Consider the following 6,357-nt stretch of genomic DNA (forward strand, 5'->3'; position numbering starts at 1 on the left):
TTTGTTAAATTCGGATCTACGTTCGTATATATCACCTAATTCTGTTGAAATGGAATTAACTGTGAAACTTAGGTTTCTTAAATTAATAACCATTGCCTTTGCATTATTTAATCCTATATAATTCATTCGTTCTTTCTCCAAACATTTGTGCACATTCTTTTTCTTTGTAGCAAAAATTTTACTCTCACTTAATTCTAATATTTAAAGCAAAACGCAACTTTGATGTTTTTTCATGGGAAATTTCCTCCTTTTTGTCCTTGCAGGCTATTAAGATTTTTATAAAGAGATGTGTTGAAGTGTAGAAGATGATTAGATTTGGTATTGCTGGTATTCCACTTACCAGTAAAGGAAGAACTTACGTGGAATCAGTGGAAGATGCGCACCTTCTTGGAATGAATGCTCTTGAGGTACAATTGCTCCGTGTAAATGTTGAAGAACGTCCTGCTGCCGAGTACAGTGGCCTTAGACCGGTGGACGTGGATTCATCCATAATCGTAGATATACTGAGACAGGATAAGAACGGGAATTACAAGAGTGTAGGAATTGACACGGTCATTGAAGAAGCGGACATCGTGCAGGAACTGTTCTGGAATATGGCCAGAAATTATGACGAACTGAAAGAGGGTGGCGATCTGGCAGACGAGCTTGATGTGGAACTCTCGATGCACGCTCCGTACTATATGGACATGCTGAGCGATCAGGAAATCGCAATCAAATCATATAACCACCTTAAGTGGACGCTGATCATTGGCCGCGCGATGAGGGCAAGAAGAGTCGTAACTCATACGGGCTTCTACAATGGGTCAAAAAAGGAGAGTCTTGAGCGAAGTGTGAAGATTTACAGGGCCATGAGCAACGAATGCAAACCAGAAAATGGATTTCCATACATAGGAGTAGAAACCTCCGGGAAAACTGAGATATTTGGAACGACCGCAGAGCTCATCCAACTTGCCAAAAGGGTAAAAAGTATAGAACCCATACTTAATTTTCCACATGTACATTCAATAACCGGCGGTAGTCTGATAGAGGTAAGCAACTTCGAAGCTTTGCTCTCCGAATTCTCAAAATATGCAAAATCTGATCTATACACAGAATTCGCTGGCGTAGAGTATGATGATCATAATGAGTTAAAGCTTGATGCGATAAAGCACGGGACCCTTAAATTCGAAACTTTAGCTGAAGCTCTTCTGAATTATGAATCTGATATGACTATCATATCAAGCTCGCCATTGTTGGAGCACGACGCTCAGTACATGAACATAATTTATCTGCGTGCTTTGTCACGCAAGTTCGCTAAGAAGAGCTCGGGCAAGAAGGCCGTTGCGTGAGGTGGTCTGATGACTAGGGAATATCCAGTAAAAAAAAGTGTCAAGCTCTCTTCCGACTTCATTCTTGAAGTGGTAAAGTCTTTCTCTGATGACGCGAGGATAGACGGGGATCATGTAATTTGCAGTATCCCTGGGCTCTCGGTAATTGATTTTACCATTTCAAGCAAGAAATTAGTGGTTGGGACGGAGAGCGCAAAAGATAATCCGGATCCAATGAAAACTGTAAAACAATTTAATCAAATGATAGAAAAAATAACCGGTTATTCTGTTAAAGAAAGAAAAAAAATAATGTCAAAACTCTAAAAATTTATTTGTATTTTATTTTGCTTGAAGCTCTGAAAACAAATTTCTTCTTAGACGGCACATTTATGATGTTCTTTGTCTGGGGGTTTCTTGCCTTTCTGGCTTTCTGTGTCTTTCTTTCAAAGATGCCAAACCCAGCAAGGTTAATTTTGCTGTTCCTGTCAGCCTCTGAAATTACGCTGTTCAGAAAGGTCTTTATGACATTCCTTGAAACCTTTTGTGTCGTGTTCGTCTTTTTCGAAACTGTTTTTGCTAGCTCACTAATTCCTACCATTATTATTCCTCCAAAGATACAATATAATGGAAGTATTAAAATATTTCTATAGGACTTTTTGCTGAGCACAACATACACGGCATCACTGGATATCATAATTTTATTATAAAAAGATAGGATTTTAGAGCATATTCAAAAAGTTCCGCATTTTAGGCATTCTGCAGCGATTTTGCGTCCGAATATGCAATGGTTAAATAGGTTTTTCGATATTATGTTCATGTGAAACTAATAGAAAATTGGTTCTCAGAAATGTACTCAGGTAATCTCGAATTGTCATTCAGGGTGAGCGATCAGTTGCTGTCTGTTAAAACAGATTATCAGCGGATTGACGTATTTGACACCTATGATTTTGGGAAGTTGTTGGCGATTGACGGAACTGTCCAGCTTACGGAAAGGGACGAATTCGTTTACCATGAGATGATAACAATGATGCCTTATTACTCATCAAAGGGCGCTCCAAAGTCTGCACTTGTAATCGGAGGCGGAGACGGTGGCGCTGCAGGTGCTCTCCTTTCCATTGGCCTCAAGAAGATCGTTAATGTTGAGATAGACAAGCAGGTCGTAGAGGTTTCAAAAAAATTCTTCCCCTCACTTTACAAGTCTTTTAAGAATCCAAAGGTAACATTGGAGATTGATGATGGGGTAAAGTACATTTCTTCCGTGAAAGAGAAATTTGACCTGATTGTGATAGATTCAACAGATCCAGTTGGCCCGGCAGAGGGACTCTTTGAACAAAACTTTTACTCAAAGGTCAAATCGGTTCTGTCACCTGGCGGTATAGTAGTGACCCAGTCCGGCTCCCCCTTCTATCAGCCAAAAGCCATCAAAATGGCCTATCAGGGACTATCGGCTACATTCAAATATGCAAGGGTTTATTGTGCATTTATTCCCACATATCCAAGTGGCTTCTGGTCATTCACCATGGCCTCCGACGTCCAGTTTGTCGATAATAGAGAGAACATAAAGCCAGGTAAATACTTCAATCAGGACGTATATGTCGGCGCACCGAAATTGCCGCAGTTCGTGAAGGATTTGATTCAGACCGCAGTCACACAAGACAAGAAAAAGAAAAGCAAAAGCAGTAGAAAAAAGTAAGATATACCCTGCGAAACTACTTTATGTGCCATTTTTCGGCGGTCTGTTTAAACTGTTCCTCATATTTAGGTCCAAGCCGTTTGGCTATTGCAGCCAAATCATTATAATTTTTTATAAAGTTTTGCTTACTTGCACTGTCAACTATATTTAGGAATTTCTTTGTGTCATTCATTGTTTTAACAAACATGTAGAGAAATGCCATTACAAGAATGATTCCGAGAACAAATATCCAGTATTCCCACGTTCCAGTATACGACAACGAAACCCTGAGTGGCGCGTGGAACAAAAGATCGTTTGAAGTGATAACAAGCAGAATCACGCCTATGGCAAATAACACTATGTACGCGTATTGCTGTATTGATCGAAATGAGAAGCTCATGTTCGTTTTGATTGAATTGCATTATATAATTTGTTCGGTCACTTTTATGAAAATGGAATACTCTAAACCTCACTGATGCGATTTCACATGAACGCAATCAATGAAAGCAAGGTCGTTCACGGCGATTTCTTTAGATACAATAATTAAGTCTTATGTAATTTCCATTTGATATCTATGGCAGAATCTGTTGATGAAAATAATGATCCGATGGATCAGTTGATGTCGGATTTGACGTCAAATATTGATGTGTTCACCATGTTGATGGACATACTCAAAAAGTTGAAAAGCTCTGGCGCCCTTGAACTTGTGGACAAGGCTTCAAAGAAGGTCTCAGCGGATGATTTAGAAATGATAGTTAGCTTCTTCGAATCGGAGGGTTTTCAGGATATACTTTCCAAGGTTGGGAAAGTTATGTTCTCGCTCCTTGCCCTGATAAACGATAAGGAGACCTTAGAGAAACTTGGTAGTTTTGTAGCTGCACCAGAAACGAATGAAATAACTGACGGGAAGATTAGTTCCAAAGCTATGCTCTTGAATATCATGCAGAAGGTCCGTGACAAGAACGTACAGGATGGTTTGAATGCGACTTTTGCAATGCTTTCCTTCATCGGCATGCTGGTAAGCGATTACAGGGCCAGTTAAGCGAACCCGATTCTTTCTGTCCAGCTTAAAATTTCTTTAAAACATTTCAAGTGAATCTAACAAATCTATATATCAATAAATCATTTCCGTTAGAGGCAACGTGGGTCCGTAGCTTAGCTAGGTAGAGCGATGGACTCTTAATCCATAGGTCGGGGGTTCGAACCCCCTCGGACCCGCTTCACTTACAGTTTAATTTGTTCTCAAAAAACAGGTACATACGATCCTTAAAAATTACGAAGGAATCATCGACCAAGAAAGATTTAGTACCCATTTTCATTGAGTCTCGAGTACACAAACAAAGTTACAAAGTCTCAGATCAGATGGGCTTGAAATTTTATGGAAGAAATTATGTTACTGCAGTTCGCGACTTTATTTTCTCCAAAAAGCTAATGAAATTGATCTTTTCTTTTTCTGCTCTGTCGGATGGATCAAAAATGACTTGTCACCATGCCATTCATCTCTGATGTACTGGTCAAGTTCCAAGTCGCTTGCAATTCTGTAAAGCTCAACATATTTTCTGTCAGGTAAGGGTAACATGATAATTCTTATATAGAACTCAATAGGAACTAGTTTGTGCCTGCGTACAGAGCCGTCGAACGAGGGGACAAAGTTTATTAATGCAGTTAAATTCGATCATCATGGCATCGTGGGAAATTTCGTTCAAGATAAGGTACGATTATCCTCTGATCGAAATGTCTGAGAGGTACAAAGGCTCAAAAATAACAATGTGGTGCGTTTGGGAGCGAGAAATGATCCATATTCCTTTAGGTGGCAGATCTCTTAAAACTGATATAGAGGAATATGTAAAGAAAATTGGAAGATTTATCGAGGAATTCAGGCCGTCGTCAGACGGTCTTATTTTGACACTTAAGTGCAGTTGTGATCTTTACAAGACTGTCTGGCAGATTACAGAACGAACCCATACTAGTGATGTCGGTCCTGCGACCTACCTTGATGGCTGGGGTTATTTTAGAGTAATCGCATTCAATGAAAAAGACATTAAAGAGCTATTCCGTGAACTTTCTAAGCTCGGAAATGTGGAACTTCTAAGCAAGAAGAGCATTCACCAAGATGCCATCCCTTTATCTGTATGGGCGGAAACCTTTTTTTCCGATCTTACTGAAAAACAGATGGAGGCATTATCGAAGGCGTACGACTATGGTTATTATTCATCTCCTAGAAAAATTACCACTGAGTCTATTTCTGCTACCATAGGAATTTCTAGGTCAACATACGAGGAACATCTTAGAAAAGCTGAGAACAAAGTTATTCAGTCCTTGATGCCCTATCTGAAACTCTACAAGTCTTCCGGGATGAAAAGAGAGGAACGCATAATTCCGGCCATACCTATAAATGAATGAGCTTCTCAGAGGGGCAATAAGGCACCAAATGCAAATGGCTCTTTTAGGTTCAGGACTTTGATGATCAAAAGTAATAAAGGATTTCTAAAGGTCGGAAATATTTGCAATCCAATAAATGAAAGGGAGTGTTTGAGCATATGGAAATGAAAGGAAAGTACAGTATCGGTGATCTGGACTCTAGATCATGGCCTAAATTTGAGGAACTCTTCAATAAGTACAACGGGGTTCAGAGCTCCTGTTGGTGTGTATACTACCACAGAAAGCTTCCAATTCCCAGGATAAAGAGGGGCGAAGAACGCGTATCCAACCACGATCTCAAAAAAAAGCTTATTGAAGAAGGTAAGTCCAGATCCGTTCTAGTATATTATAACGAGAGCGTAGTCGCCTCATGTCAATATGGTACATTCGAGGAATTACCCAGGATAGAAAATTCACAGAGGTATTCGAATCTAAGGATTACAGATGACAATGCAAAGAAATGGAGAATAACCTGTTTCTTTGTTGACACCCATCATCGTCATATTGGGGTGGCAAAATTTGCACTCGATGGCGTGCTAGAAAGAATAGCGAGAAACGGTGGTGGACTCGTAGAAGCTTACCCTGTGAAATGGAAAGGCGCATATGAACTGTGGTTCGGTTCAATACACATGTTTACCGAGAGAGGATTCCGAGTCGTCTCTGACTTTGGAAAAAATAACGTTCTCGTGCGAAGAAACATAGTGTCGATTAGAATCTTGCGATAATAAAATCAACAGTCTTTAATCTTTCAAAATGAACTAACGAATCCTCTTTTCTACAACGAAAAAATAATAGACAACTTATATGTTTATTTAATGTCCTTTTAGTGGTTAAAGAATAGTATACATATGATATGTACGGGCGATTAAGCCGGAAAGAGAGCGTGAAGATCTGGATGACTAACGAAAGGAATAGGCCTAGAAATATTGGAAAGGAACCACACTTTTAACGATAGCA

8 protein-coding genes and 1 tRNA gene are annotated in these 6,357 nt (G+C 39.6%); 7 read left to right on the plus strand and 2 right to left on the minus strand.

Annotation, left to right across the window (positions count from 1 at the left end; genetic code table 11):
* Positions 1 to 305: 305 nt before the first annotated feature.
* Positions 306 to 1,328, plus strand: a complete 1,023-nt coding sequence (locus LVQ96_08430; GenBank protein ID MCW6171176.1) for a TIM barrel protein — start codon at positions 306 to 308, stop codon at positions 1,326 to 1,328.
* A gap of 9 nt (positions 1,329 to 1,337) precedes the next feature.
* Positions 1,338 to 1,631, plus strand: a complete 294-nt coding sequence (locus tag LVQ96_08435; GenBank protein ID MCW6171177.1) for a DUF5611 family protein — start codon at positions 1,338 to 1,340, stop codon at positions 1,629 to 1,631.
* A 4-nt stretch (positions 1,632 to 1,635) separates the two neighbouring features.
* Here the strand turns inward: LVQ96_08435 and LVQ96_08440 are convergent, their stop codons facing one another.
* A complete protein-coding gene (locus tag LVQ96_08440) occupies positions 1,636 to 1,905 on the minus strand; it encodes an HU family DNA-binding protein (protein MCW6171178.1) in 270 nt (89 codons plus the stop codon).
* Positions 1,906 to 2,124: 219 nt separating this feature from the next.
* On the opposite strand from LVQ96_08440, the gene speE reads away from it, so the two are divergent.
* Positions 2,125 to 3,000: a polyamine aminopropyltransferase gene (gene speE, locus LVQ96_08445; GenBank protein MCW6171179.1), complete on the plus strand. Its 876-nt coding sequence runs from the start codon at positions 2,125 to 2,127 to the stop codon at positions 2,998 to 3,000.
* 16 nt (positions 3,001 to 3,016) lie between these two features.
* Here speE and LVQ96_08450 read toward each other — a convergent pair whose 3' ends face one another.
* On the minus strand, positions 3,017 to 3,379 hold the full coding sequence (locus tag LVQ96_08450; protein MCW6171180.1) for a DUF3198 domain-containing protein: 363 nt from the start codon (positions 3,377 to 3,379) through the stop codon (positions 3,017 to 3,019).
* Between the two features lie 174 nt (positions 3,380 to 3,553).
* On the opposite strand from LVQ96_08450, the gene LVQ96_08455 reads away from it, so the two are divergent.
* From LVQ96_08455 to LVQ96_08470, 4 genes are all read left to right on the plus strand, one after another.
* Complete coding sequence (locus LVQ96_08455) at positions 3,554 to 4,021, plus strand: hypothetical protein (GenBank protein ID MCW6171181.1); 468 nt, start codon at positions 3,554 to 3,556, stop codon at positions 4,019 to 4,021.
* A 102-nt stretch (positions 4,022 to 4,123) separates the two neighbouring features.
* Positions 4,124 to 4,197, plus strand: a tRNA-Lys gene (locus LVQ96_08460).
* 462 nt (positions 4,198 to 4,659) lie between these two features.
* The gene (locus LVQ96_08465) at positions 4,660 to 5,382 is read left to right on the plus strand and encodes a helix-turn-helix domain-containing protein (GenBank protein MCW6171182.1); all 723 of its coding nucleotides are present in this window, start codon (positions 4,660 to 4,662) and stop codon (positions 5,380 to 5,382) included.
* Between the two features lie 137 nt (positions 5,383 to 5,519).
* On the plus strand, positions 5,520 to 6,125 hold the full coding sequence (locus LVQ96_08470) for a hypothetical protein (protein MCW6171183.1): 606 nt from the start codon (positions 5,520 to 5,522) through the stop codon (positions 6,123 to 6,125).
* Positions 6,126 to 6,357: the final 232 nt, after the last annotated feature.

It is taken from the genome of Thermoplasmatales archaeon, from assembly GCA_026127925.1.
GTDB lineage: Archaea > Thermoplasmatota > Thermoplasmata > Thermoplasmatales > Thermoplasmataceae > JAKAYB01.